This is a genomic window from Luteimonas granuli (genome assembly GCF_007795095.1).
In the GTDB taxonomy this organism is placed as follows: domain Bacteria; phylum Pseudomonadota; class Gammaproteobacteria; order Xanthomonadales; family Xanthomonadaceae; genus Luteimonas; species Luteimonas granuli.
The window spans coordinates 119,458-143,934 of the sequence record NZ_CP042218.1; the positions used below are offsets into that span (position 1 = coordinate 119,458).

General features: G+C 70.1%; 21 protein-coding genes and 2 pseudogenes. 5 read left to right on the forward strand and 18 right to left on the reverse strand.

The window, feature by feature from the left end; all coding sequences use genetic code 11:
- Nucleotides 1-58: 58 nt before the first annotated feature.
- A pseudogene (gene clpA, locus FPZ22_RS00580) lies at nt 59-2,339 on the forward strand (ATP-dependent Clp protease ATP-binding subunit ClpA).
- Nucleotides 2,340-2,399: 60 nt separating this feature from the next.
- On the opposite strand, the gene infA reads toward clpA, so the two are convergent.
- The 4 genes and pseudogenes from infA to trxB all read right to left on the reverse strand — a co-directional run bounded on the left by infA (nt 2,400) and on the right by trxB (nt 5,605).
- On the reverse strand, nt 2,400-2,618 hold the full coding sequence (gene infA / locus FPZ22_RS00585) for a translation initiation factor IF-1 (protein ID WP_144889332.1): 219 nt from the start codon (nt 2,616-2,618) through the stop codon (nt 2,400-2,402).
- Between the two features lie 89 nt (nt 2,619-2,707).
- Nucleotides 2,708-3,478, reverse strand: a complete 771-nt coding sequence (gene aat / locus FPZ22_RS00590; RefSeq protein WP_210412680.1) for a leucyl/phenylalanyl-tRNA--protein transferase — start codon at nt 3,476-3,478, stop codon at nt 2,708-2,710.
- Nucleotides 3,475-4,612: pseudogene (locus FPZ22_RS00595) on the reverse strand (GNAT family N-acetyltransferase). The gene aat and the pseudogene FPZ22_RS00595 overlap by 4 nt, the downstream one beginning before the upstream one ends.
- Nucleotides 4,613-4,651: 39 nt before the next feature.
- Complete coding sequence (gene trxB / locus FPZ22_RS00600; RefSeq protein WP_144889336.1) at nt 4,652-5,605, reverse strand: thioredoxin-disulfide reductase; 954 nt, start codon at nt 5,603-5,605, stop codon at nt 4,652-4,654.
- A 170-nt stretch (nt 5,606-5,775) separates the two neighbouring features.
- On the opposite strand from trxB, the gene ald reads away from it, so the two are divergent.
- From ald to FPZ22_RS00620, 4 genes are all read left to right on the forward strand, one after another.
- Nucleotides 5,776-6,861: an alanine dehydrogenase gene (ald, locus tag FPZ22_RS00605; protein ID WP_144889338.1), complete on the forward strand. Its 1,086-nt coding sequence runs from the start codon at nt 5,776-5,778 to the stop codon at nt 6,859-6,861.
- A gap of 40 nt (nt 6,862-6,901) precedes the next feature.
- A complete protein-coding gene (locus tag FPZ22_RS00610) occupies nt 6,902-9,262 on the forward strand; it encodes a DNA translocase FtsK (RefSeq protein ID WP_144889340.1) in 2,361 nt (786 codons plus the stop codon).
- A gap of 206 nt (nt 9,263-9,468) precedes the next feature.
- On the forward strand, nt 9,469-10,098 hold the full coding sequence (gene lolA / locus FPZ22_RS00615; RefSeq protein WP_144889342.1) for an outer membrane lipoprotein periplasmic chaperone LolA: 630 nt from the start codon (nt 9,469-9,471) through the stop codon (nt 10,096-10,098).
- Nucleotides 10,099-10,454: 356 nt separating this feature from the next.
- Nucleotides 10,455-11,741 carry a replication-associated recombination protein A gene (locus FPZ22_RS00620; RefSeq protein WP_144893796.1) on the forward strand — a complete coding sequence of 429 codons (1,287 nt, stop codon included), beginning with the start codon at nt 10,455-10,457 and terminating at the stop codon, nt 11,739-11,741.
- A 7-nt stretch (nt 11,742-11,748) separates the two neighbouring features.
- Here FPZ22_RS00620 and FPZ22_RS00625 read toward each other — a convergent pair whose 3' ends face one another.
- From FPZ22_RS00625 to FPZ22_RS00690, 14 genes are all read right to left on the reverse strand, one after another.
- Nucleotides 11,749-12,318, reverse strand: a complete 570-nt coding sequence (locus FPZ22_RS00625; protein ID WP_144889344.1) for a DUF1003 domain-containing protein — start codon at nt 12,316-12,318, stop codon at nt 11,749-11,751.
- 83 nt (nt 12,319-12,401) lie between these two features.
- Nucleotides 12,402-13,124 (reverse strand): sulfite exporter TauE/SafE family protein, encoded by a 723-nt coding sequence (locus tag FPZ22_RS00630; RefSeq protein ID WP_144889346.1) that lies wholly within the window; start codon nt 13,122-13,124, stop codon nt 12,402-12,404.
- A complete protein-coding gene (ccoS, locus tag FPZ22_RS00635) occupies nt 13,114-13,299 on the reverse strand; it encodes a cbb3-type cytochrome oxidase assembly protein CcoS (protein ID WP_144889348.1) in 186 nt (61 codons plus the stop codon). The genes FPZ22_RS00630 and ccoS overlap by 11 nt, the downstream gene beginning before the upstream one ends.
- Nucleotides 13,296-15,713 (reverse strand): heavy metal translocating P-type ATPase, encoded by a 2,418-nt coding sequence (locus FPZ22_RS00640; protein ID WP_246120782.1) that lies wholly within the window; start codon nt 15,711-15,713, stop codon nt 13,296-13,298. Before FPZ22_RS00640 ends, ccoS begins: the two co-directional genes overlap by 4 nt.
- Before the next feature lies 1 nt (nt 15,714).
- Nucleotides 15,715-16,224 carry a FixH family protein gene (locus FPZ22_RS00645; protein WP_144889350.1) on the reverse strand — a complete coding sequence of 170 codons (510 nt, stop codon included), beginning with the start codon at nt 16,222-16,224 and terminating at the stop codon, nt 15,715-15,717.
- On the reverse strand, nt 16,221-17,777 hold the full coding sequence (locus tag FPZ22_RS00650) for a 4Fe-4S dicluster domain-containing protein (protein ID WP_144889352.1): 1,557 nt from the start codon (nt 17,775-17,777) through the stop codon (nt 16,221-16,223). Before FPZ22_RS00650 ends, FPZ22_RS00645 begins: the two co-directional genes overlap by 4 nt.
- A complete protein-coding gene (locus FPZ22_RS00655; protein WP_144889354.1) occupies nt 17,774-18,073 on the reverse strand; it encodes a hypothetical protein in 300 nt (99 codons plus the stop codon). The genes FPZ22_RS00650 and FPZ22_RS00655 overlap by 4 nt, the downstream gene beginning before the upstream one ends.
- Entirely contained in the window at nt 18,070-19,005 is a 936-nt protein-coding gene (ccoP, locus tag FPZ22_RS00660) for a cytochrome-c oxidase, cbb3-type subunit III (RefSeq protein WP_144889356.1), read from the reverse strand. The genes FPZ22_RS00655 and ccoP overlap by 4 nt, the downstream gene beginning before the upstream one ends.
- On the reverse strand, nt 19,002-19,145 hold the full coding sequence (locus tag FPZ22_RS00665) for a cbb3-type cytochrome oxidase subunit 3 (RefSeq protein ID WP_144889358.1): 144 nt from the start codon (nt 19,143-19,145) through the stop codon (nt 19,002-19,004). Before FPZ22_RS00665 ends, ccoP begins: the two co-directional genes overlap by 4 nt.
- Nucleotides 19,142-19,834 (reverse strand): cytochrome-c oxidase, cbb3-type subunit II, encoded by a 693-nt coding sequence (gene ccoO / locus FPZ22_RS00670; protein WP_144889360.1) that lies wholly within the window; start codon nt 19,832-19,834, stop codon nt 19,142-19,144. Before ccoO ends, FPZ22_RS00665 begins: the two co-directional genes overlap by 4 nt.
- 1 nt (nt 19,835) lies before the next feature.
- Nucleotides 19,836-21,209 carry a cytochrome-c oxidase, cbb3-type subunit I gene (gene ccoN / locus FPZ22_RS00675; protein ID WP_246120961.1) on the reverse strand — a complete coding sequence of 458 codons (1,374 nt, stop codon included), beginning with the start codon at nt 21,207-21,209 and terminating at the stop codon, nt 19,836-19,838.
- Nucleotides 21,210-22,079: 870 nt separating this feature from the next.
- The gene (gene azu / locus FPZ22_RS00680; protein ID WP_144889364.1) at nt 22,080-22,535 is read right to left on the reverse strand and encodes an azurin; all 456 of its coding nucleotides are present in this window, start codon (nt 22,533-22,535) and stop codon (nt 22,080-22,082) included.
- Between the two features lie 77 nt (nt 22,536-22,612).
- Nucleotides 22,613-23,020, reverse strand: coding sequence for a SirB2 family protein (locus tag FPZ22_RS00685; protein ID WP_144889366.1), 408 nt, complete (start codon nt 23,018-23,020; stop codon nt 22,613-22,615).
- Nucleotides 23,021-23,024: 4 nt separating this feature from the next.
- Nucleotides 23,025-24,188: an NnrS family protein gene (locus FPZ22_RS00690; protein WP_246120793.1), complete on the reverse strand. Its 1,164-nt coding sequence runs from the start codon at nt 24,186-24,188 to the stop codon at nt 23,025-23,027.
- Nucleotides 24,189-24,477: the final 289 nt, after the last annotated feature.

Genomic DNA, 24,477 nt, shown 5'->3' on the forward strand with positions numbered 1-24,477 from the left:
GAAAAGCCGCACGGTCGTCCCCATCTGGTCAGCAGTGCAACCAGGAGGCTCGCGCCCCATGTTCAGCAAGGATCTCGAATACAGCATCGGCCAGTGCTACAAGCGCGCCCGCGAGGCGCGCGACGAGTACATGACGGTCGAGCACCTGCTGCTGGCACTGCTCGACAACCCTTCCGCGGAGACCGTCCTCAAGGCCTGCGGCGCCGATTTCCCGCGGCTCCGTTCGGACCTCGAGCAGGCCATCGGCAGCTCGGTCTCGCGACTCGCCGAAGACGACGGCCGCGACACCCAGCCGACCCTGGGCTTCCAGCGCGTGCTCCAGCGTGCGGTCTACCACGTGCAGTCGTCGGGCAAGAAGGAGGTCAGCGGCGCCAATGTGCTGGTGGCCATCTTCGGCGAGAAGGACTCGCACGCGGTCTACTTCCTCAACCAGCAGGACGTCACCCGTCTGGACGTGGTGAACTACCTGTCGCACGGCATCGCCCGCACCGGCGAGGAGCCGCAGTCCCGCGGCGAGGATCCCGTCGCCAGGGCCGAGGGCGCGGAAGGCGAGGGCAAGGGCGACGCCCTCGCCGAGTACGCCACCGACCTCAACGCCCAGGCACGGCAGGGGAAGATCGATCCGTTGGTGGGACGCGCCGACGAGATCGAGCGCACCATCCAGGTGCTGTGCCGCCGGCGCAAGAACAACCCCCTGTACGTCGGTGAGGCCGGCGTGGGCAAGACCGCGATCGCGGAAGGCCTCGCCAAGCGCATCGTCGACGGCGAGGTGCCCGCGGTGCTCGCCGACGCCACGATCTATTCGCTCGACCTGGGCGCGCTGGTGGCCGGCACCAAGTACCGCGGCGACTTCGAGAAGCGCCTGAAGGCGGTGCTGGCCGCGGTCGGCAAGCATGAGGGCGCGATCCTCTTCATCGACGAGATCCACACCATCATCGGCGCCGGCTCGGCGTCGGGCGGCACCATGGACGCGTCGAACCTGATCAAGCCCGCGCTGGCCTCGGGCGAGCTGCGCTGCATCGGCTCGACCACGTTCCAGGAGTACCGCGGCATCTTCGAGAAGGACCGCGCGCTGGCGCGCCGCTTCCAGAAGATCGACATCGTCGAGCCCACCGTGGGCGAGACCTACCAGATCCTCCAGGGCCTGAAACCCAGGTACGAGGCCCACCACGACGTCACCTACGCCGACGAGGCGCTGCAGGCGGCGGTGGACCTGTCGGTCAGGCACATCGGCGACCGCCTGCTTCCGGACAAGGCCATCGACGTCATCGACGAGGCCGGCGCCCGCCAGCGGCTGCTGCCCGAGAACGTGCGCAAGTCGCTGATCGACGTCGAAGAGGTGGAGACCATCGTCGCGCGCATGGCGCGCATCCCCGCCAAGCAGGTCAGCGCCTCCGACAAGGACGTGCTGCAGCACCTGGAGCGCAACCTGAAGATGGTGATCTTCGGCCAGGATCCGGCGATCGAGACCCTCACCAGCGCGATCAAGCTGGCGCGCTCCGGGCTCGGCAACCCGGACAAGCCGATCGGCAACTTCCTGTTCGCCGGCCCCACCGGCGTCGGCAAGACCGAGGTCACCCGGCAGCTCGCGCTGCAGCTGGGCATCGAGCTGGTGCGCTTCGACATGTCCGAATACATGGAGCCGCATTCGGTCAGCCGCCTGATCGGCGCCCCTCCGGGCTACGTCGGCTTCGACCAGGGCGGACTGCTGACCGAGAAGATCGTCAAGACTCCGCACTGCGTGCTGCTGCTCGACGAGGTCGAGAAGGCGCATCCGGACATCTTCAACATCCTGCTGCAGGTGATGGACCGCGGCATCCTGACCGACACCAACGGCCGCGAGGCGAACTTCCCGCAACGTGATCCTGGTCATGACCACGAACGCGGGCGCGGCGCAGGCGGCGCGGCGCAGCATCGGCTTCACCACCCAGGACCACAGCAGCGACGCGATGGAAGTGATCCGCAAGGGTTTCACCCCCGAGTTCCGCAACCGCCTGGACGCGGTGGTGCAGTTCCAGCCGCTGGGCTTCGAGCACATCCTGCGCGTGGTCGACAAGTTCATCATCGAGCTCGAGGAGCAGCTGCACGAGAAGGGCGTCAGCCTGGCGGCGACCCCGGCGGCGCGCGAGTGGCTGGCGCAGCACGGCTTCGACCCGCTGATGGGCGCGCGGCCGATGGCGCGGGTGATCCAGGACAGGGTCAAGCGGCCGCTGGCCGACGAACTGCTGTTCGGAAAGCTCGTGGGCGGCGGCAGGGTGTCGATCGACGCGGTGGACGGCGAGCTGGTGCTCGACGTCCAGGCCGAGCCGGAAAAGCTGCTCCCGGCGACCGTCGGGTGAGCGACAAACAAGAAAGGCGGCCCTGGGCCGCCTTTCTTGCAGGGGCGCGATTCGCGCGCCTTACTTCATGCGATACGTGATCCGCCCCTTGGTCAGATCGTAGGGCGTCATCTCCACCTTGACCCGGTCGCCGGTCAGGATGCGGATGTAGTTCTTGCGCATGCGTCCGGAGATGTGCGCGATGATCTCGTGCCCGTTCTCCAGCTTCACCCGGAACATCGTGTTCGGGAGTGTCTCGGAGACCATGCCTTCAAATTCAATGACGTCGTCTTTCGCCATGCGTCCTGTACTGACCAGTCGAGGGGCCGGGCGCGGGGCCCGAAAGACGGCAATTGTCGCACGGACGGGCGTTCCGCGCAAAAGTTCCGTTAATCGTTTCCGGGGTGCGGATCCGGCCGGGGCGGGGCCAGCGCCGCCGCGGGGATGCGGCCGAACGCCTCTCCCCAGGGGCCGGGCCGGCCGGGCAGGGCGACCAGGCGCCTCACTTCGGCCAGGAACCGCGTCCGGGGCCAGGACTGCGCACCCATGCGCAGCAGGTGCGGGTTCTCCACCTGGGCGTCCAGCAGCGGCCAGCCCCAGCCGTGCAGCGTCCGCGCCAGGGCGGCGAGCGCGAGCCGCGAGCCGCCGCTGGTCGCGCTGAACATGCTTTCGCCGAAGAACATCCGGCCCAGCGCGACGCCATACAGTCCGCCGGCCAGCCGGCCTTCGCCGTCGAGGACTTCGATCGAATGCGCGTGCCCCAGCGCATGCAGGCGCGAGTACGCCGCGCGCATCGCGTCGGTGATCCAGGTCCCCTGCTGTCCGCCGCGTGGCGCGGTCGCGCAGGCCAGCACCACCTCGTCGAAGGCATGGTCCGCGACCACGGTCCAGTCCGAGCGCCGCAGCTGGCGCCGGAAGCGCGAGGACAGGTGCACGGCATCGGTGGCGAACACGGTGCGCGGGTCGGGCGACCACCACAGCAAGGGCTGGCCCTCGGCGTACCAGGGGAAGATGCCGTCGGCATAGGCGCGGAGCAGGCGCTCCGGAGCGAGGTCGCCGCCGACCGCGAGCAGGCCGTCGGGCTCGCGCAGCGCCGTTTCCGGATCCGGGAACCGGGAACCGGGATCCGGGCCGAGCACCACGGGCAGCGCCCGGCTCACGGCGGCGCGCTCCGGTCGCGGAACGGGGAACGTTCCCGCAGCGTCCGCGCCATGCGTTCGACGGCCTCGCACTCCTCGCGGCACCATGCCTCCAGCGCCGGGCGGAAGCCATCGTCGGCGATCCAGTGCCGGCTGCGCACCGGCGCGGGCAGGAAGCCGCGAGCGATCTTGTGCTCACCCTGGGCGCCGGGCTCGAACCGGCGCAGCCCCTCGCGCAGGCAGTATTCGATGCCCTGGTGATAGCAGGTCTCGAAGTGCAGGCCGGGCAGCTGCCGCGTGGCGCCCCAGTAGCGGCCGTAGAGGGTGTCGCGCCCGCGCAGGCTCAGCGCTCCGGCGATCGCTTCACCGTCGAGGTCGGCCAGGACCAGCACCAGCGCACGCGGCAGGGTTTCCGCGAGATGGTGCAGGAAGCCCAGCGTCAGCGCCGGGGCGTTGCCGTAGTCGGCGAAGGTCTCGAGGTAGAAGCCATGCATGACCGCGAGGTCGCGCGCATCGGCCTCGTCGCCGTGCAGCACACGGAAGGTCACGCCCGCCCGGGCGACCTTCGCGCGTTCCTGGCGGATGTTCTTGCGATGGCGGTGGTCCATGTCGCCCAGGAAGGCCGCGAAGTCGGGCCAGCCGGCGTCGTTGCTCCAGTGGTACTGGATGTCGGCGCGGCGCAGCCAGTCGTCGCCGAAGTCCGCGTCCTCGGCAGCGGTGTGGAAGTTGACGTGCGCGGAAGACAGTCCGAGCGCGCTCGCGTCATCGACGATCGCCGCGAGCAGCGCGCGCCGCGCGGCGCCGTCGCGCGCCAGCAGCCGCGGCCCCGTCACCGGCGAGTAGGGCACCGCGCCCAGCCATTTCGGGAAATACGCGCGCCCATGCCGAGCCCAGGCATGCGCCCAGGCATGGTCGAACACGAACTCGCCGTGCGAGTTTCCCTTCCAGGTAGCCCGGGGCCGCGGCGACCAGTTCGTCGCCGTCCCAGAGCGTGACGTGGCGCGGCGTCCAGCCCCAGCGCGGGCGCAGGCAGCCGCTGGATTCGAGGCCCTCCAGGAACGCGTGCGCGACGAAGGGGTTGCCCCCGTCGTGCAGCGCGTCCCAGGCCGCGGCGGGAATCTCCGCGAGCGATGCATGGACGCGCGCGACGGGCATGTTCCGACTCAGCCGCGCGGGGAAGCCGCGCGCGGCGTCTCAGGCATCCTTGTCGAGGAAGCGCTCGGCGTCGAGCGCGGCCATGCAGCCGAAGCCGGCCGAGGTGATGGCCTGGCGGTAGACCTGGTCGGCCACGTCGCCGGCCGCGAACACACCCTTGACCGAAGTCTCCGTGGCGCCGCCGGCAAGTCCCGAGCGGATCTCGAGGTAGCCGTTGTTCATCGCCAGCTGGCCCTCGAACAGCGATGTATTGGGCGTGTGGCCGATGGCGACGAAGAAGCCGTGCACCTCGACCTCGCGGATGCCGTCGTCCTGCACCGACTTCAGGCGCAGGCCGGTGACGCCGGCGTCGTTGCCCAGCACCTCGTCCACCACGTGGTGCCAGACCGGCTCGATCTTCCCGGCGTCGATCTTCGCCTGCAGCTTGTCCTGCATGATCTTCTCGGCGCGCAGGGTGTCGCGGCGGTGCACCAGGTAGACCTTGCGCGCGATGTTGGACAGGTACAGCGCTTCCTCGACCGCGGTATTGCCGCCGCCGACCACGGCCACGTCCTGGTCCTTGTAGAAGAAGCCGTCGCAGGTGGCGCAGGCGGAGACGCCGCGGCCCTTGAACTTCTCCTCGGACTCCAGGCCCAGGTACTTGGCGGTGGCCCCGGTGGCGATGATCAGCGCATCGGCGGTGTAGTCGCCGCTGTCGCCCCTGAGGCGGAACGGCCGCTCCGAAAGGTCGGCGCTGTGGATCTGGTCGAACACCACCTCGGTGTCGAAGCGCTCGGCATGCGCCTGCATGCGCGCCATCAGGTCGGGACCCATCAGGCCGTGGGCATCGCCGGGCCAGTTGTCGACCTCGGTGGTGGTCATCAGCTGGCCGCCCATCTGCATGCCGGTGACGAGCACGGGCTTGAGGTTGGCGCGGGCCGCGTAGACGGCGGCGGTCCAGCCGGCCGGGCCGGAACCGAGGATCAGCAGGCGGCAGTGCTTGGAAGTGCTCATGTATACTCGCGGGCCATGGAATCACGGCGTTGGGAAGCCCATAGCTTGGCGGCGCCGGAGCGGCAAGACAAGGCGGAGCGGGCCGTCGCGGCCGCAACGCAGGGTTCCCAGCGACACCACGACGCGCCGCACATGCGGCGTTTTTTGTGCATCACATGAGAGGGCGAGAGATGCGTATCGGCGTTCCCAAGGAAACCAAGACCCTGGAGGGCCGCGTCGCCCTCGTGCCCGCGGCCGCGGGCGACCTCGTCAAGCGTGGCCACGAGGTGTGGCTCGAGAAGGATGCCGGCATCAAGTCCGGCTTCGCGGACGCCGCCTACGCGGCGCTGGGCGTCAACATCGCTCCCGATGCCGCCGCGCTGTATGAAAAGAGCCAGATGATCGTCAAGGTGAAGGAGCCCATCGCGGGCGACCTGGAGCATCTGCGCGCCGACCACCTGCTGTTCTGCTACCTGCACCTAGCCGCCGAGCCGGCGCTGACGCGCAGGCTGCTCGACATCGGCCTGACCGCCGTCGCCTTCGAGACCGTCGAACTGCCCAACGGCGACCTGCCGCTGCTGGCACCGATGTCGATCGTGGCCGGCCGGATCGGCGTCCAGGTCGGCACCCGCCTGCTGCACCAGCCCGAAGGCGGCAAGGGCAAGCTGCTCGGCGGCCTGCCGTCGACCGAGCGCGGCCGGGTGGTGGTGTTCGGCGCCGGCAAGGCCGGCGGCGCGTCCGCGGCGCTGGCCGCGGCGGGCGGCGCCAACGTCACCGTGTTCGAAATGCGCCAGGACCGCATGGACGAGATGATGCGCCTGGGCAACAACGTCACCGCGCTGTACCCCTACCACGACGTGGTGGCGCGCGAGATCGCCGCGGCCGACCTGGTGATCGGCGCGGTGCTGGTCACCGGCGCCCGGGCGCCCAAGGTCGTGACCCGCGACATGCTCAAGGCCATGGAGCCGGGCAGCGTGCTGGTGGACATCGCCATCGACCAGGGCGGCTGCTTCGAGACCTCGCGCCCGACCAGCTGGAAGGAGCCGACCTACGTGGAGGAGGGCGTGACCCACTTCTGCGTCACCAACATGCCGGGCGCTGTGCCGCAGACCTCGTCGCAGGCGATCTGCGCCGCGATCCTGCCCTGGGTGAACCGGCTGGCCGCAGGCGGCGACTGGGCCGCGGACCCGGCGCTGGCGCGCGGCATCAACGTCGCCGGGGGAAGCTGGTGCACCCGGCCCTGCTGGACATGGCCGTCTGAGCCGCAATGTGATTAGAATCATCCCATTGCGGGAACTTCTTAAGGTCTGATCACACGTGGCAGCACGCGCGGCAAGCGAACGTGGCACCCGGCGCCCCCGCAAGGCGGCGTCGGGCGCGGCCGCCTCCGCGCCCGACCCGCGGCGACAGAGGCTGCTGCGCGACATCGCTCTGATCGCGATCGCGCCGCTGCTGGTCTACCTGCTGGTCTGCCTGGTGACGTACTCGCCCGGCGACCCGGGCTGGAGCAACGCCGGCAGCCTGACCGCGCCGCTGAACAACGCCGGCGGCCGGGTCGGGGCCTGGACCGCCGACGTGCTGCTCGGGCTGTTCGGGCACGTCGCCTTCCTGCTGCCCCTGCTCCTCGGTGCCGTGGCGTGGATCGCACTGTTCGGCATGGACAGCGATGGCGACGGTGCGGCCGACCTCGGCCCGGCGCTGCGCCTGGTCGGCATGGTCGGCTTCATCGTCTCGGCCACCGGCCTGCTGTCGCTGCGCATCGGGCCGGTCGAAGGCTGGTCGGCGGGTGCCGGCGGCATCCTCGGCCGTCTGGTCGGCAATTCGCTTTACTCGGCGTTCGGGCCGGTGGGTGGCAACCTGTTCCTGCTGGCCCTGCTGCTGGTCTCGGTCACGCTGGCCACCGGGCTGTCCTGGCTCCGGGTGATGGACGTCATCGGCGGGTGGGTGCTGAAGCTGCCGGCGCTGTTCCGCCGCGGCAGCAAGCAGGCCAGCGAGTGGCAGGAAGCGCGCGCCCATCGCGAGGAACGCACGGAAACCCGCAAGCTCGACACCGAGCTGCGCGCGAAGCGCGGGAAGGTGCGGATCGAGCCGCCGCCGGCGCCGGTGGTGGAGAAGAGCGAGCGCGCCAGGCGCGAGCAGCAGATCCCGCTGTTCAACGTCGGCGACGGCAGCGGCATCCCGGCGCTTGCGCTGCTGGACGACCCGAAGCCGCAGCCCAAGGGCTACGACGAGGAAACGCTGGAAACGCTGTCGCGCCAGATCGAGTTCAAGCTCAAGGACTTCCGCATCGACGCCCAGGTGGTCGGCGCCTATCCCGGCCCGGTGATCACCCGCTTCGAGATCGAGCCGGCCCCGGGCATCAAGGTCAGCCAGATCAGCTCGCTGGACAAGGACATCGCCCGCGGCCTGAGCGTGAAATCGGTGCGCGTGGTCGACGTGATCCCGGGCAAGTCGGTGATCGGCCTGGAAACGCCGAACACCCACCGCGAGATGATCTATCTCTCCGAACTGTTGCGCTCGAAGGAATACGACAGGTCCGCCAGCCCGCTGACGCTCGCGCTGGGCAAGGACATCGCCGGCAGGCCCACGGTCGCCGACCTCGCGCGCATGCCGCATCTGCTGGTGGCGGGCACCACCGGCTCGGGCAAGTCGGTCGCGGTGAACGCGATGGTGCTGAGCCTGCTCTACAAGGCGTCGGCCAAGGACGTGCGGATGCTGATGATCGATCCGAAGATGCTGGAGCTCAGCGTCTACCAGGGCATCCCGCATCTGCTGGCGCCGGTGGTCACCGACATGAAGGAGGCCGCGAACGGCCTGCGCTGGTGCGTGGCGGAGATGGAGCGCCGCTACAAGCTGATGAGCGCGGTGGGCGTACGCAACCTGGCCGGCTTCAACAAGAAGGTGCGCGAGGCCGCCGACGGCGGCCAGCCGCTGCTGGACCCGCTGTTCAAGCCCAATCCGGAGCTGGACGAGGCGCCGCAGCCGCTCGAGCCGCTCCCCTACATCGTCGTCTTCATCGACGAATTCGCCGACATGATGATGATCGTCGGCAAGAAGGTGGAGGAGCTGATCGCCCGCCTGGCGCAAAAGGCGCGCGCCGCCGGCATCCACCTCATCCTGGCCACCCAGCGGCCGTCGGTGGACGTGATCACCGGCCTGATCAAGGCCAACATCCCCACGCGCATCGCCTTCCAGGTCTCCAGCAAGATCGACTCGCGCACCATCCTCGACCAGAGCGGCGCCGAGACGCTTCTGGGCCATGGCGACATGCTGTACCTGCCCCCGGGCACGGCAATGCCCGAGCGCGTGCACGGTGCCTTCGTCTCCGACGAGGAGGTCCACCGCGTGGTGGAGTACCTCAGGCAGTCGGGCGGCGGCCCGGACTACATCGAGGGCGTGCTGGAGGAAGTGCAGGCCATGGGCGACGGCATCGTGGTCGGCGCCACCGGACTGCCCGAGTCCAGCAGCAGCGGCGACGAGAGCGACCCTTTGTACGACGAGGCGGTACGCGTGGTGACCGAGACCCGCCGCGCCTCCATCTCGGGCGTGCAGCGGCGGCTGAAGATCGGCTACAACCGCGCCGCGCGCCTGGTCGAGGCGATGGAGGCCGCCGGCGTGGTGTCCGCGCCCGAACACAACGGCGACCGCAGCGTGCTGGCGCCGCCGCCACCCCAGTAACCCCCCAAGCCCCCATCCGTAGGAGCCGCTACAGCGGCGACCCCGGCCTCTGCAGAAGCCGGCGACCGGCGCGGTATCGTTTTCCGCGGTCGCGGCTATAGCCGCTCCTGCAATGGGTGGGTGGCGATAGCGGCCGCCAGCCGCGTGGGGGCGCATTCAGCGCCACCGCGACACACTTCGCAACGCATTCCCCCACGGAGCCACCGATGATCCGCATGCGCTACTGGCTGGCCGCGCTGGCCTTGCTGTCCACCCTCGCCGGGACCGCTTCCGCCGCTGCCCGGGACGATCTGGCCGCGTTCAGCAGCGGCCTGAAGGGACTGGACGGCCGCTTCGAGCAGAAGCTCTACGACCTTGACGGTCGCCTCCGGGAGACCTCCACCGGCCGCGTCGCGCTGTCCGCGCCACGTCTGTTCCGCTGGGAGTACGCCACCCCCTATGCGCAACTGATCGTGGCCGACGGCGAGAAGGTCTGGGTCTACGATCCCGACCTCGAGCAGGTGACCGTCCGCGCCCAGGGACCCGAGGAGCAGAACAGTCCGCTGGCGGCGCTGGTGGACCCGGCGAAGCTGGAACGCGACTTCAACGTCCGCGAGAGCGGCGACGCCGACGGCCTGTCCTGGCTGCTGCTTTCCCCGCGCGATGCCGAACAGGCCAGCTTCAGCAGCGCGCGCCTGGGCTTCAGGGGCGCTTCGCTGGTCCGCATGGACGTGGTCGACACCCTGGGCCAGCGCACCGAGGTGGTCTTCAGCGGCTGGACCCGCAACCCGGCCTTCGCGCGCGGCACGTTCCGGTTCGTGCCCCCGGCGGGCGTGGACGTGGTCGGCGAAGGCTGAGGACGGTCGCCGCGCCCTTCGGCGCGCCATCCGCGGCGACGGCGCGGAGGATGTCCCCCTCCGCATCGATCCCGCGTTGGCTTTCGATGCCGGCAGTCCACCACGCCCCGCCGCTGTTCCTGACCAGACGTCGACCGCCGCCCCTCCCCCGGCGCGCAGTCGGACACAGGGGAGGGCAGGGTCAGGGCGGGGGGGCTGCCGACACCATTCCCGGCTCCCGGCGGCCACCTTGGTATCGTGGCATTACAGGATTCCGTGGAAACGACGTGCCCCGCAAGCAAGCCCCCTCCGCCGGCCAGCCCGGCCTTTTGCCACCCGGAGACGATGCATTGGCGCTACGCCCGCTGGCCGAGCGCATGCGCCCGCGCACCCTCGACGAGATGGTCGGCCAGCGACGGCTGCTGGCGCCCGATTCCGCGCTGCGACGCGCGGTCGAGGCCGGCCGCGTGCATTCGATGGTGCTCTGGGGCCCGCCCGGCTGCGGCAAGACCACGCTTGCGCTGCTGCTGGCCGAGTACGCCGACGCCGAATTCCGCGCGATCTCCGCGGTGCTCTCCGGACTGCCCGAGGTCCGCAAGGTACTGGCCGAGGCCGAGCACACCTTCGCCGGTGGCCGGCGCACGGTCCTGTTCGTCGACGAGGTGCACCGTTTCAACAAGGTGCAGCAGGACGCCTTCCTGCCCCACATCGAGCGCGGCACGATCATCTTCGTCGGCGCGACGACCGAGAACCCCTCTTTCGAACTGAACTCGGCGCTGTTGTCGCGCTGCCGGGTGCACGTGATGGAGGCGGTGTCGGCCGATGACATCGGCACCGCGCTGCGGCGTGCGCTCGATGACGGCGAGCGTGGCCTCGGCGGCCGCGGCGTCGCCATAGGCGAAGGACAGCTGCAGCTCGTCGCGCGCGCCGCCGACGGCGACGTGCGCCGCGGGCTCACCCTGCTCGAGATCGCCGCGGAACTGGCCGGCGACGGCGGCACCATCACCGACGACACGCTCGCCCAGGTCCTGGCCGACCGCACGCGCCGCTTCGACAAGGGCGGCGAGCAGTTCTACGACCAGATCTCGGCGCTGCACAAGTCGGTGCGCAGCTCCAACCCGGACGCGGCGCTCTACTGGCTGGCACGGATGCTCGACGGTGGCGCCGACCCGGCCTATCTCGCGCGCCGGCTGGCGCGCATGGCGATCGAGGACATCGGCCTGGCCGACCCGCGCGCGCAGCAGATGGCGGTCGATGCCTGGGACATGTACGACCGCCTGGGCAGCCCCGAGGGCGAGCTCGCGTTCGCGCAGCTGGTGATCTACCTGGCCAGCACCGCCAAGTCGAACGCCGGCTACGCGGCGTTCAACGCCGCCCGCCGCGACGTGCTCGAGCACGGCACCCAGGACGTGCCCATGCATCTGCGCAACGCGCCCACGAAGCTGATGAAGGGCCTCGGCTACGGCAAGGGCTACCAGTACGACCACGATGCCGAGGGCGGGGTGGCGCTGGACCAGACCGCATTCCCGGATGCGATGGGGGAGCGGGTCTACTACCTCCCGGTCGAGCGCGGCCTGGAGCTGAAGCTCAAGGAGAAGCTCGACCGGCTGCGCGCCGCACGCGCCGGGGCAGGAGAACGCGGCACCAGGGCTGGCAGGGACTGATGCGGGATCACGATTGCGCAGGCAACCGGGGATCCGTCGGCGGCAGGTTGCCGCGATCGCCTCCGACCTGTTCCAGGATCCTGTCGAGCCGCTCGATGATCGCCCTGTCGATCTTCTCGTGCAGCCGCATGATCTCCAGCTCGGCGCGCAGGTTGACCTCGAAATCCAGGCTCGCCGCGATCCGGTCCTTCGCCGCCTGCCGGTTCTGGCTCATCATGATGATCGGCGCCTGGATCGCGGCGACCGTCGAGAGCATCAGGTTGAGGAAGATGTACGGGTAGGGGTCGAACGCCAGCCCGACGCGCGACAGCACGTTGCTGTTGAGCAGCATCCATCCGAGCAGGACCAGGATGAAGGCGATGATGAAGGTCCATGAGCCGCCGACGGCCGCGACCCTGTCGGACAGGCGCTCGCCGAAAGTCTGTTGCTGGTCGGCGGCGTCGGCGGCGTCCCGGCTGATGGGGCGGCCTTCGGCGATCCCGTGCAGGACGCTGATCTCTTCGGGTTCGAGCGCATGCAGCGCCTTCCCGAGCAGGCGCTCGGCGAGCGCGGCGACGTGGCTGCGGTTCGTGGCCATACCTCACCTCCTGTCATGCATGCGCGGAAGCGACAGGTTCGACCGCTGGCGCCCCGGCGGTCAATGCAGGCCGCCGCCGGTCCTCAGGGCGGCGGCAGGCAGCCCAGCGCGGCGAGCGGACCCGCGAGAGCGGGGATCTGCATCAGCCACGGCGCGGCGATGGTCAGCAGCCCCGCGACCAGCACCAGTCCCCCCAGGGCCATCCGCCATGGCCCGCGCTGCAGCCACTGGCCCAGGCGCGCGCCCGACCAGGTCAGCGAGACCATCAGCGGCAGCGTTCCCAGGCCGAAGGCGGCCATGGTCAGGGCACCGTTGCGGGCGTCGGCCTGCAGCCAGGCGGCGGCGAGCATCGTCGTGCTGAGGCCGCAGGGCATCCAGCCCCAGAGCACGCCCAGCGCGATGCGCTTGCCGGCGGTGTCGGCCGGGAGCAAGGGCGCCTGCAGCCGGCGCAGCCGCTGCCAGAGGGCCACGCCGGGACGGCCCAGGAACGACAGTCGCCCCGAACGGTCCAGCAGCCGCAGCGCCACCAGCACCAGCACCACGCCCACGAGCATGCGCGCGCCGAAGGCCAGCCACGGGCTGCGCGCCGCGGCCAGGATGCCGCCGCCGAGGCCACCGGCGATCGCGCCGGCCAGCACATAGCCACCGACCCGTCCGAGATTGGGCTGCATCGCGGTCCACCAGCCCCGACTGCCACCCATGGCGGAGAAGCCGGTGGCGATGCCGCCGCACATGGCGGCGCAGTGCACGCCGCCCATCAGCCCGGTGAGCAGCGCCGCGGCGATGGCGAGCCAGTCAGTCGGCATGGTCCCGGCCGGGAGCTTCGTCCGGCGGCTGGTCGGCGCTGTCGTCGCGCAGGATGTCGATCGCGGCGGCATCCAGATTCTCGAACTGGCCCTTGCGCACCGCCCAGCGGAAGGCCCAGATCGCGACCAGCAGCAGGACCAGGCTCAGCGGGATCAGCATCAGCAGGACGTTCATGGTTCCGGGCTCCGCGCCAGGCGCAGCGCATTGAGGGTGACGATCAGCGACGACAGCGCCATGCCCAGCGCGGCCACCCAGGGTGTCACCAGTCCGGCCGCCGCCAGCGGGATCGCCACGATGTTGTACCCCAGCGCCCAGGCCAGGTTCTGGCGGACGATGGCGCGGGTGCGCCGCGCGAGGCGCACCGCGGCCGGGATGCGCAGCAGCGACGGTGCGGTCAGCACCAGGCCGGCCGCGCGGTGGGCGAGGGCGGCTCCGCTGCCGATCGCGATCGAGACGTCGGCGCCGGCGAGCACCGGGGCGTCGTTGAGGCCGTCGCCGACCATGGCGACCACGCGGCCGTCGGCCTGCAGGGCGCGCACGCCGGCGAGCTTGTCTTCGGGCGACTGCCGCGCGGCCACGTGCGCGATGCCGAGGCGCTCTCCGAACGTGGTCACCGACGTCGCGGCATCTCCGCTCGACAGGTGGACATCGAGGCCGAGGCGACGCAGCGCCGCGACGGCGTCGCCGGCGTCCTCGCGCAGGGGCTCCTCGAGCGTGAAACGGGCCGCGGCGGTCGCACCGTCGCCGAGCCAGAGGGCGCCGTCATCCACACGCCCCGCCGCGAAGTCGGCGCGGCCCAGTCGCCAGGCGCGGCCTCCGACGTTGCCGGCCAGGCCCAGTCCGGGGCGCTCCTCCACCCCGGACACGGTCATGCCGACGTCCTGGCCGTCGAAGGCCCGCGCGATCGGATGCAGGCTGTCCCGCTCCAGCGCCGCCGCGATGCCGGTCGCATCCTCGACGTCGAGGACCCCGAAGGCCTCGACCCGCGCAAGCGTGGGGCGTCCGCTGCCGAGGGTTCCGGTCTTGTCGAACACGAGATCGGTGGCGGCGGCCAGCGACCCCATCGCATCGGGATCGGTCGCCAGCACGCCGAGCTTCGCCAGCGCGCCATGGGCGACCGCGAGCGCGGTGGGCACCGCCAGCGACAGTGCGCAGGGGCAGCTGATCACCAGCAGCGCCAGGGTGACCTCGAGCGCGCGCGACGGATCGTGGATGCGCCAGCCGAGGTAGACCAGCGCCGCCACCACCAGGATGCCGGCCACGAAACGGCTGGAGACGGCGTCGGCCAGCTGGGCCGCGCGCGGCCGATGGGACTGTGCACGTTCGACCATCGCTTCCAGCTGCGACAGCCGGGTGCCGGTGCCGACCTGCTCGATGCGGATCCGCGCCGGCGCCTCGCGGCAGACGGTGCCGGCGAAGACCGTATCACCGGGCACGCGGCGGACCGGGTGCGCTTCGCCGGTGAGCAGGGCTTCCTCGAACCGCGCCGGTTCGTCCAGCAGGACGCCGTCCGCAGGCACCGTGTCGCCGGCGGCGACGCAGGCGACGTCCCCCACCGCCAGCGCCGCGGTCGGCACCACTTCGCGGCCGCCGTCGGCCAGCTCGCGCGTGGCCAGCGCCGGGCGCGCCCGCGCCAGCGTGTCCACCTGGGCCACGGCGATGCGCCGGGCGCGCTGCTCCAGCATGCGCGCGCCGAGCAGCAGGAAGACGAACATCACCGCCGCGTCGTACCAGACGTGGGTGCCACCGCGCACGGTCTCGAACACGCTGGCGAAGTACGCCAGCAGCGTCGAGCTGGCGATCAGCGTGTCCATGCCAAGCCGGTGGTTGCGCAGCTCGCGCAGCATGCCGGCGATGAAGGGCCAGCCGCACCAGAAGACCACCGGCGTGGACACGAGGAAGGTGATCCAGCGCAGGAAGTCGCGGGTGGCGACCGGCATCTGCTGGTAGATGTCCAGGTACAGCGCCTCGGCGAACATCATCGCCTGCATCGAAGCCAGCCCCGCGATGCCCATGCGCACCAGATCCCGGTTGCGCTGGGCGCGCCGCTCGCGCTCGCGGGCGATGCCGCCGGCCAGGTAAGGCACGTAGCCGAGTCCGGCCAGTCGGCGCAGCGGCGCGGAGAGGGTGGTGCGCGCCGGGTCCCAGACGATGCGGATGCGGCCGGTGACGGCGTTGGCGACCACTTCGAGCACGCCACGTTCGCGCGCCACCGCGCGGTCGATCAGCCAGGCGCAAGCGGCGCAGCGCATGCCGTCGGTCAGCACGGTGACCTCGCGTCCGCCATCGACCTGGCGGACGTGGCTGGCCTGGACATCGTCGCGGTCGAAGGCGGCGAGCTGGGCCTCGAGGTCGGTGGCGGCGCGGCCGCCGGGCTCGGTGCGCAGGCGATAGTAGTCGACGAGGTCGGCGTCGCGGATCCACTGCGCGGCGGCGGCGCATCCGTCGCAGCAGAAGCGCCGTGGCTGGCCGTCGATCCGGGCGACCGCCGCGGACGGCGGCAGCGCTTCGCTGCAGTGGAAGCAGCCTTCCCCCACGCCGTGCGCGTCGCGCACGGCGGCGGCCGTGGCGACCGCGCCCGCGCTCACCTCACTCCTGCTCGCCGGAGAAGCCCGGCTTCACGTGGGCCGCGCGCTGTCCCGCGGGCAGGCGGCCCTGGAGGCGCCATGGCATGCCCTCGGGCATCACCTCGAGCTTCCAGTCATGGTCGAGGGGGAGTTCGACCTCGGCGCGCCAGCCGTTGTCGCCGGGCGCTGCCCGAAGCTCGACGTCCGAGGCGGCCAGGGTGGGGTGCCGCAGCACCAGACGCAGCGGCGCCGCGCGGTCGAACTCGCCGGTCACCGGCAGCACTTCAACATAGTCTTCGTCCACGCGCAGGATCGCGCTCAGGCGCAGGTCGCGCGCGCGGGCGTCCGGGCTGAGGTCGGCGACCTGGATCTGCGCGGTGCGCGTGACGAGGTCGCCCACCGAGTCGCTGGAGTCGCGCATGGCGACGGTGAGCAGGAACACGCCAGCAACCACCGAGGCCAACGGCAGGCCGATGACGAGCCACATCATGGGCTCGCGCCAGAAGGGACGCTTTTGCGGTTCGCGGGTCATTGGAGGGGTCCGAAGAAACTGCTGTCGACCGTCTGGCTGGCCTCGCCGTCGACGGTCTCGACGCGGAAGCTCAGAGCATGGCGGCCCTTGAGTGAATCCGGCGCGGCGACGATCACCGGGACGCTGAGCACTTCCTCCGCCCGCGCCTGCACCGCGTCCAGGCCACGGCCACGGAGCTCCACGCCGGGCGCGGCGCCCTCGATGACGATGCGGTAGGTCTCGGCGGAATCGCTCTTGTTCACGACCTTGATGGTGTAGTCGTTCTCCACCTGGCCGTCGCCGACCACGCGGTACAGCGCGTTGCGGTCGCGCAGCACCTCGACGATCAGCGGGCTGCGCATGTTCACGCCGGCCACCCAGGCGACCGCCAGCGCCAGCAGCAGGGTTCCGTAGACCAGCACGCGCGGACGCAGCACGCGGGTGGCTTTGCTGTCGATGGCGTTCTGCGTGCTGTAGCGGATCAGGCCGCGCTCGAAGCCCATCTTGTCCATCACGGCGTCGCAGGCGTCGATGCAGGCGCCGCAGGCGATGCACTCGTACTGCAGGCCGTTGCGGATGTCGATGCCGGTCGGGCAGACCTGGACGCACATCGTGCAGTCGATGCAGTCGCCCAGCGCGTCGGGCTCGAACTTCGGCAGCGGTTCGGCCACCTCGCCGGCGCCGCCGAGGGTGATGGTTCCGGCAGCCTGGACGCGGTTGTCGGCCGCGGTCGGGTGCAGCGCCGCGCGGAACACGTAGTCGTAGGCGGTGACCTGGTCGAGCAGGGCGCGGCCGCGGGCGGCGATGCTGCCCAGACCGCGCTTCCGCGGGCCGCGCGGCTCGCCGCGCATCGGGTCGTAGGCGATGATCAGGGTGTTGCGGTCGAACATTGCGCTCTGGAAGCGCGCGTAGGGGCACATGTACTTGCAGACCTGCTCGCGCAGGAAGCCGGCGTTGCCCCAGGTGGCCAGGGCGTAGAACAGCACCCAGAAGGTCTCCCAGCCGCCCCACTCGAACGGCACCAGGCGGGCGCCCAGCTCGGTGATCGGGGTGAAGAAGCCGACGAAGGTGAAGCCGGTCCACAGCGCGAACACCAGCCAGAGCGTGTGCTTGGCGCCCTTGCGCAGGACCTTCTCGCGGGTCCAGGGGCCGGCGTCGAGCTTCATCCGCTTGTTGCGGTCGCCCTCGGTCCAGCGCTCCATCCACAGGAACACTTCCGTCCACACCGTCTGCGGGCAGGCATAGCCGCAGAACAACCGGCCCGCGAGTGCGGTGAAGAAGAACAGCGCCAGCGCCGCGATGATCAGGAGCAGCGCGAGGAACAGGAAGTCCTGCGGCCAGAAGGTCAGCCCGAACACGTGGAACTTGCGCGCCGGCAGGTCGAACAGCACCGCCTGGCGGCCGTCCCAGCGCAGCCACGGAAACACGTAGAACATGCCCAGCAGCCAGAACACGGCCGCCACGCGCAGGGTGTTCAGACGTCCGGAGACCTCGCGCGGATAGACCTTCCGCTCCTTGACGTACATCGAGCCGCCGGTGTCCTCGGCGAGCTCCAGGGGAATGCGACGGTTCATTTCTCTCGGGGGAGCGCCCGGTTGAAGCGGCTCGACGGGCGCAGGAGGATCCAGGTGAACAGGCTCGAGGCCGCGGTCGCGACCCAGAACATGAAGAAGGCGATGGAGTAGCCGAGGCTGCGGCTGATGTCGAGGTCTGGGAAGGTGATGTCACGCAGCTGCAGCGGATCGACGAAGGCCGAGAACACCATCGTCGCCACGCAGGCCGAGAAGAAGCTCGGCCACAGAATGGCGCCCACCCGCTGCGCCATGGGGCGCGGCGGGTGGTCGAAGGCGGGGCCGGGCGTGCCGGTCATTGGTTCTCCGCTTGCCGCGTCGCGCCCGCAGGAGGATTGGACAGCGACCAGACGTAGGAGCCCACCAGCCGCGAGCGGGTCTCGCCCAGCAGTTCGCGGTGCGCCGGCATCACGCCATGGCGGCCCCGGTTGATGGTCTCCATGATCGATTCCAGCGAGTTGCCGTACATGGCGTACCCGTCGGTCAGGTCGGGTGCGCCGAGGTCCTGGTTGCCCTTGCCGTCGATGCCGTGGCAGGCCACGCAGACGCCCTCGTACAGGCCCTTGCCCTGGGCGGCGAAGTAGTCGTTCGCGGGCACTTCGCCGGCCAGCGCACGGACGTAGGTGGCGACCGACAGCACCGCGTTCTCGCCGCCCATGCCGTTCAGCACCGTGCCCCATTCGGGCATCACGCCCTGGCGGCCGTCGAGGATGCTGGCGAGGATCCGGTCCTCGGAGCCGCCCCAGTGCCAGATGTCGTCGGTCAGGTTCGGGTAGCCGATCGCTCCCTGGGCGGACGAGCCGTGGCAGGTGGCGCAGGTGTTGGCGAAGATCGCACGGCCCAGCTCGACCGCACGCTCGTCGCCGGCCAGGTCGGAGATCGCGCGACCGGCGTAGGGGGCGAAGGTCTCGGCGAGGATGGCGTCGTGCCTGGCCTTGTCGGCGGCATGTTCGCCGGCGGAGCTCCACTTGCCCAGGCCCGGGAAGGTGCCGAAGCCGCCGTACCACACCAGGTAGCCGACCGAGAACACGATCGTCAGGTAGAAGCCGATGATCCACCAGCGGGGCAGCGGCTTGTTGTACTCGCGGATGTCGCCGTCCCAGACGTGGGTGGTGTCCTCCGGCTTCGGATCACCGGGACGCCGGCGCTTGGTCCAGGAGAGCAGTGCCCAGCAGCCGGCCAGGTTCGCCAGCACCAGCACGATGACGTAAATGCTCCAGCCGGTGCTCATTCCCGGGGCTCCTCGGAATCGTCCTCAAGGGGCAGCCGCGCGGCTGCGTCGAACTCGGCCTTGTGCGAAGGCCGCCAGATCCAGATCCAGCCGCCCACGAAGAGCAGCAGCAGTGCGAGCGTGATGATCCCGCCGGTCATCGGGCGTTCTCCACGGGCTCGGCCTGGCCTTCGACCGCCGCCGCGGTGACCGCGGCGGCGGTCGGCGCGTGGCGGCCCAGGCCCTGCAGGTAGGCGACGACGGCGTCGAGCTCGGTCTTGCCGGTCACGGCCTCGGCCGCGCCTTCGATCTGCTCGTCGGTGTAGGGATCGCCGAGGCGGCGCAGGTTGCGCATGTTGCGGGTCACGGCCTCCGCGTCCACCGGCGTCTCGGCCAGCCACGGGAAGGAAGGCATGTTCGATTCCGGCACCACGGCGCGCGGATCGACCAGGTGCACGCGGTGCCAGTCGTCGGAATAGCGGCCGCCCACGCGGGCGAGGTCCGGTCCGGTGCGCTTGGAACCCCACTGGAACGGACGGTCGTAGACCGACTCGCCGGCCAGCGAGTAGTGGCCGTAGCGTTCGGACTCGAAGCGCAGCGTGCGCACCATCTGCGAATGGCAGTTGTAGCAGCCTTCGCGGACATAGACGTCGCGGCCGGCCAGCTCCAGCGCCGGGTAGGGCTCGACGCCGGGAAGCGGCTCGATGGCCTCGGCCTGGTACATCAGGGGCACGATCTCGGCCAGGCCGCCGAAGGACACGGCGATGGCGATCAGTCCGATCAGCAGGCCGACGTTCTTCTCGACCTTCTGGTGGGCGTTGGGTGGGGGCGTGGTCTTCTGGTCGCTCATGTCAGGCTGCCTGGGTGGACGCGCGTGCATCGGACGGATCGGGCGGCAGCACGGGCTGCGGCACCGGGTCGCGGGCCATCTGGAAGGTCTTCCAGGTGTTGACCGCCATCAGCAGCATGCCCGCGAGGATCAGCACGCCGCCGCCGAAGCGCACGAGGTAGTAGGGATAAGTGGCGTTGAGCGACTCGACGAAGCTGTAGGTCAGCGTGCCGTCGGCGTTGGTCGCGCGCCACATCAGGCCCTGCATCACGCCGGCGATCCACATCGAGACGATGTAGAAGACCACGCCGATGGTGTGCATCCAGAAATGCACGTCGATCCACTTGACCGAGTACATCTCCTTCAGGCCGAGCACGCGCGGCATCAGCGAGTAGATCGAGCCGAGCGTGATCATCGCGACCCAGCCGAGCGCCCCGGCGTGCACGTGGCCGACCGTCCAGTCGGTGTAGTGCGACAGAGAATTGACCGTCTTGATCGACATCATCGGCCCCTCGAAGGTCGCGATCATGTAGAACGACAGCGCGACGATCAGGAACTTCAGGATGGGGTCCGTGCGCAGTTTGTACCAGACGCCGGACAGGGTCATGATGCCGTTGATCGCACCGCCCCAGCTGGGCGCAAGCAGCACGATGGAGAACACCATGCCCACCGACTGCACCCAGTCGGGCAGGGCCGTGTAGTGCAGGTGGTGCGGGCCGGCCCACATGTAGACCGCGATCAGCGCCCAGAAGTGGACGATCGACAGGCGGTAGGAATAGACGGGGCGCTCGGCCTGCTTGGGCACGAAGTAGTACATCATGCCGAGGAAGCCGGTGGTCAGCAGGAAGCCGACCGCGTTGTGGCCGTACCACCACTGCACCATGGCGTCGACCGCGCCGCTGTACACCGGGTAGGACTTGGCGAAGCCCGAGGGGATCGCGATGTTGTTGACGATGTGCAGCAGCGCGATGGTGATGATGTACGCACCGAAGAACCAGTTGGCGACGTAGATGTGCTGCACGCGGCGCTTGGCGATGGTGCCGAAGTACAGCACCGCGTAGGCCACCCAGACCACCGCGATCGCCCAGTCGATGGGCCATTCCAGTTCGGCGTACTCCTTGCCCTGGGTCATGCCCAGGGGCAGGGTGATGACGGCGGCCACCAGGATCGCCTGCCAGCCCCAGAAGACGAACGCCGCCAGCCGGTCGGAAATGAGGCGGACGTGGCAGGTGCGCTGCACCACGTGCAGGCTGGTGGCGAACAGCGCGCTGACGCCGAACGCGAAGATCACGCCGTTGGTGTGCAGCGGCCGGAGGCGGCCGTAGCCCAGCCACGGGATGCCTTCGCCGAGGGTCGGCCAGTACAGCTGGGCGGCGATGAATACGCCGACGGCCATGCCGACGATGCCCCAGACCACGGTCGCGATCGTGAACTGGCGCACGACCTTGTCGTTGTAATAACCGGACCTGGCGGCGCCGCGGTCGCAGGCGACGGCGTTGGCCGATACGGTGGCTGGGGTCGAGGACATGTGCGGTGACCTTGGTTGCGTGGCGTGGATTGTCCGGCAGGGGGCCGGGCGCGGGTTTGATCGCGGTCAAATTCGCGCGGATATCCCCGGAGCCCGCCGATGGGCTTCTTGCGAGGGCCGACGCCGATGGCGTGCGGCGATGTTGCATCGCACATTATATGTCGCGGACGAAAAAAAGGTTCTTCTCTCTCCTTTCGAGTCCGGGTCGCCCGCCACGGACGCAGGGGGGATGCCCAGCCGGATTCTCCGCGTCCTGCTGCCAGATCCGGCCGCCGGCCATCCATGACCGGCTCTGGGCATCCCCCCCTGCATCCGCGGCGGGCACGACCTTTGGTCGCGGTCGGGACGAGGGCCACGTCGACGTCCACGTCGAAACGGAGGGCGTCATGACCGGGAGCAGCCCGGCTCCGCCGTTGATCTTCCGTCCCGAAGCCGCAGAACGTCGGAGCCCGTCCCGCGTACAGGGGGTGTGCGGACAGCCGGCCATGGATGGCCGGCGGCCGGCAGTGGGAGCAGGACGCGGAGACGGCCGGGGGAGCACACCCCCTGTACGCGGGACGGGCTGCGCGGACCCCAACGAGGCGACTCCAAGGCGCGACGCTGCGCCAGAAGCGCGACAACGCGCCAACTGCACGCCGTCACCCCCCGGAGTCTGGCGACGAACCGAAAAAAAGGGCGCGCCTTCCGGCGCGCCCACTGGGGAAAGGATTCCGCGCCCCGAGGGTGCGCGTCGGGTCTTCAGGGGGTGACGACCAGCTTGCCCTTCATCAGCGCGGCATGGCCGGGGAAGGAGCAGAAGAAGGTGTAATCGCCGCCCGCCTTCAGCTTGCTGCCCGGGAACGAAGCCTTGGTCTTCGCGCCGCCGCCGATCATGTCGGTGGCGCCGAGCACCTTGGCATCACCCTTGGGGAGATAACCGGCGGCCGCGCCGGCCTTGGCGCCAGCGGCGTTGATCGCCTGGACGTCCGCCGTTGCGGCGACGACAACGTTGTGTCCCATCGCCACCACCGGCAGCTGGCCGGTGTGCTCGAGCTCGATGCTGATCGTCTTGCACGAGGCGGACACGGTGATTTCCTTCTGGTCGAACTGCATGCGGTCGTCGCCCTTGAGCTTGATCGTGCAATCGGCCGCGGCGGCGGTGCCACCGAAGGCGAGCAGGCCGAGGCCGAGGGCTGCGATGACCAGGTGCTTCATGGTGGATCTCCTGTGGGGATGGATTCAGCGTATGGGCAAAGTATTGTCGCCGTGACCGGTCCGCGCCATGACGTGGGTCAAGCGGCAGCCAGCAGCCAGAACACGCCGCCCGGATGGTGGGCCCGCGCGATGCTGTACATGAAGGCGAAGGTCGCGACGGCCGCGACATAGCACGCCGTACGCACCCGCGCCGAGCGGCCGCGCCTGAGCGCGAACATGCCCAGGGCCACGTAGGCTACCAGCAGCACGATCTTCGCGGTGAGCCAGCCATTGGCGAACAGGGCACCGGGCAGGATGGTCAGCAGCATCAGCGCCGCGGTGAGCAGGGTGGTGTCGATGGCGTAACTGAGGTAGCGCACCGGCGCGGCCAGCGCCCAGCCCGGCTGCCCGAACTGGACCAGCAGGCCGCGCAGCGCGAACAGCAGCCCGCTGGCCATCACCGCGGCGACGTGCACCCACTTGATCTGCGGATAGAACTCGATCATCTCGCTATCCCGGCCTCCCGTCGGCTCGCGGCGACAGGTAGATCCTGCCGAGTCGCGCCACCCAGGGACCCAGAGCCACCAGCCAGCCGAGCGCGGCCACCGCCCACCAGGCACCCGGATCGCTCGCGACGTCGGCGAGGATGCGGACGATCGCCACCACCTGGATGGCGATGAAGGCGAACCAGGCCACCCCCGGCATCTCGATCCTGCGGCCGGAATGGCCCTGGGTGACCCGGGTGACCATCGCCACCAGCAGGCTGCCGAAGAAGCCCACGAACAGGGCATGTGCGGGCGCCCGGCCGAGGACGAAGCCCTCGCCGGCGAAGTAGACCAGGCTCTGCACCGCATACAGCCCGAAGGTCACCGGCAGCCAGGCCAGGCCGAGGAACAGCACTGCGAGGATCCCCGGCTTGGGTCCGCGCGGCCACCAGCGCCACAGCGCGAGCAGGGACAGGCCCAGCAGCGGCAGGTCAGCCAGCCACAGCCAGGCGTAGGCGTGCACCAGTTCGAGGGCCAGGTGCAGCAGGCACAGCGCCCAGAACGCCCCCAGCAGCCACAGTGGCCGCCAGGAGACATAGCCGGGCACCACGTTGCCCGCGAAGAACGGGAACATCCGGTGCGCCACCGTCAGGTAGACCGGCAGCAGCAGGCCGAAGGTGCCGATCTTGATGCTGGCGAAGATCCATGACGGCGACCCGACCAGCAATGCCGCGCCGAACGCCGCCAGCCCGATCCAGCCCATCAGCAGGGCCGCGAAGCAGGAGCGTGCATGCCAGGTGCGGTTGCGGTCGCGCAGCACCAGGTCGCCGAGGAAGCACAGCCCGGCCGTCCAGCCGGCCAGGGTCATGGCCAGACCGATCTCGATGCCGGCAGGCGCGCCCAGGGCCCCGAGGAGCGTCGCGATCTGTCCGCCGAACATGCCCAGGCCCACCGGCACGTAGTGCCAGCGCGCCGCCTCGGGCAGTCCCATCCACTTCGGGAACGTGGTCAGCAGGAAGCCGAAGATGAAGCTCGGCAGCATCTGGTACTGCATGACGATGGCGTGCAGCCAGCCGGCGTACGGGTCCGGCTGCGACATCGACAGCAGGCCCGGCCAGCGCGCTGCGGCCAGCCAGGCTGTCCACCACGCCATCGCCAGCAGCACGTTGCCGGCGCCGACGAAGAACATGATGCGGTGGGGGGGCGGCGGCGAGCAGCCGCGGCGAGAGGCGGGCATCGGATCGTGTGTCCATGGCGCAAGTGTGGGCCTTCCGGCGGCGGAGCGGCCTTGACCCAGGTCACCGGGAGCGCTGGTGAGGGCTCAGGCGTTCTGCGGGAGATGAAAAATGGTTCTTCTCCGGACTCCGGGGGTGACGGCATGCAGTTGGCGCGTTGTCGTGCTTCTGGCGCACGGTCGCGCCTTGAAGTCGCTTCGTTGGGGTCCGCGCAGCCCGTCCCGCGCACAGGGGGTGTGCTCC

Coding starts and splice junctions, on each gene's coding strand:
- FPZ22_RS00665 (WP_144889358.1), bottom strand. CDS start 19,145: ATGACCGGCGGGATCATCACGCTCGCACTGCTGCTGCTCTTCGTGGGC.
- FPZ22_RS00690 (WP_246120793.1), bottom strand. CDS start 24,188: ATGTTCTTCGTCGGCGCCGGCAACGTGCTGCTGGCGATGGCGTGGTGG.
- azu (WP_144889364.1), bottom strand. CDS start 22,535: ATGAAGCACCTGGTCATCGCAGCCCTCGGCCTCGGCCTGCTCGCCTTC.
- ald (WP_144889338.1), top strand. CDS start 5,776: ATGCGTATCGGCGTTCCCAAGGAAACCAAGACCCTGGAGGGCCGCGTC.
- FPZ22_RS00645 (WP_144889350.1), bottom strand. CDS start 16,224: ATGACCCGCGAACCGCAAAAGCGTCCCTTCTGGCGCGAGCCCATGATG.
- ccoN (WP_246120961.1), bottom strand. CDS start 21,209: ATGGCCGTCGGCGTATTCATCGCCGCCCAGCTGTACTGGCCGACCCTC.
- lolA (WP_144889342.1), top strand. CDS start 9,469: ATGATCCGCATGCGCTACTGGCTGGCCGCGCTGGCCTTGCTGTCCACC.
- FPZ22_RS00685 (WP_144889366.1), bottom strand. CDS start 23,020: ATGATCGAGTTCTATCCGCAGATCAAGTGGGTGCACGTCGCCGCGGTG.
- ccoP (WP_144889356.1), bottom strand. CDS start 19,005: ATGAGCACCGGCTGGAGCATTTACGTCATCGTGCTGGTGCTGGCGAAC.
- FPZ22_RS00650 (WP_144889352.1), bottom strand. CDS start 17,777: ATGAACCGTCGCATTCCCCTGGAGCTCGCCGAGGACACCGGCGGCTCG.
- FPZ22_RS00655 (WP_144889354.1), bottom strand. CDS start 18,073: ATGACCGGCACGCCCGGCCCCGCCTTCGACCACCCGCCGCGCCCCATG.
- trxB (WP_144889336.1), bottom strand. CDS start 5,605: ATGAGCACTTCCAAGCACTGCCGCCTGCTGATCCTCGGTTCCGGCCCG.
- FPZ22_RS00630 (WP_144889346.1), bottom strand. CDS start 13,124: ATGCCGACTGACTGGCTCGCCATCGCCGCGGCGCTGCTCACCGGGCTG.
- ccoO (WP_144889360.1), bottom strand. CDS start 19,834: ATGAGCGACCAGAAGACCACGCCCCCACCCAACGCCCACCAGAAGGTC.
- FPZ22_RS00625 (WP_144889344.1), bottom strand. CDS start 12,318: ATGGCCACGAACCGCAGCCACGTCGCCGCGCTCGCCGAGCGCCTGCTC.
- infA (WP_144889332.1), bottom strand. CDS start 2,618: ATGGCGAAAGACGACGTCATTGAATTTGAAGGCATGGTCTCCGAGACA.
- FPZ22_RS00620 (WP_144893796.1), top strand. CDS start 10,455: ATGCGCCCGCGCACCCTCGACGAGATGGTCGGCCAGCGACGGCTGCTG.
- ccoS (WP_144889348.1), bottom strand. CDS start 13,299: ATGAACGTCCTGCTGATGCTGATCCCGCTGAGCCTGGTCCTGCTGCTG.